1 protein-coding gene is annotated in these 731 nt (G+C 50.9%); it reads right to left on the bottom strand.

The genetic code is table 11. The features are described 5' to 3' along the window. A partial coding sequence (locus tag R7P74_RS26285) for a PTS transporter subunit EIIC (RefSeq protein ID WP_318123578.1) occupies positions 1-731 on the bottom strand: 731 nt, incomplete at both ends.

Genomic DNA, 731 nt, shown 5'->3' with positions numbered 1-731 from the left:
AGGCTTGCGATTGGCGCGCCGATAACGAAGATGAATAGACCTGCGATGAATAGCGAACCTGTGATTGGTGCGATCATGATTGGCACCAAAGGTTGGATGAATTTGTGGTAGTTAATCGACGTAATCCACTTCACGAAGTAACCCACAAGCAGACCTGCGATGATGGCACCGATAAAGCCTGTACCAGCGTCTGCGCCGTAGAAAGAACCGTTGTTTGCAATCCAACCACCGATCAAGCCAGGAGCTAGAGCTGGGCGGTCAGCAATCGCGTAAGCAATGTAACCGGCAAGGATTGGGATCATCAGCGTAAAGGCAACCACACCGACATTGAGGATTTGGTTCCACATGCTGCCTTCAGGAATCGCCATGCCCGCTTCACTTGGCTGACCGCCTACAGCAAGAGCAAGGGCAATCAACAGACCACCGGTTACGACGAATGGGATCATGTGTGATACGCCATTCATCAAGTAGCGATATAAGTCAGAACGAGCTTGAGAAGCTTTGTCGGCAACCGACGCTTGCGTATTGCCATTGGACTCAGCTTGGTACGTCGGTGCGTTTAACGCTTCATTAATCAGTCCTTGAGCATCGCGGATTGGGGCTTTTACGTTGGTTTTAACCACGCGTTTGCCCGCGAAGCGGTTCATGTCAACTTGCTTGTCACATGCGACGATGATGGCATCTGCACGCTCGATTTCTTCTGCGGTTGGACTGTTTTTCACACCGATTGA

This window comes from Vibrio sp. 2033, assembly GCF_033339735.1.
The sequence above is the reverse complement of the archived record's forward strand: the minus strand, read 5'-3'. Positions and strand labels throughout refer to the sequence as shown.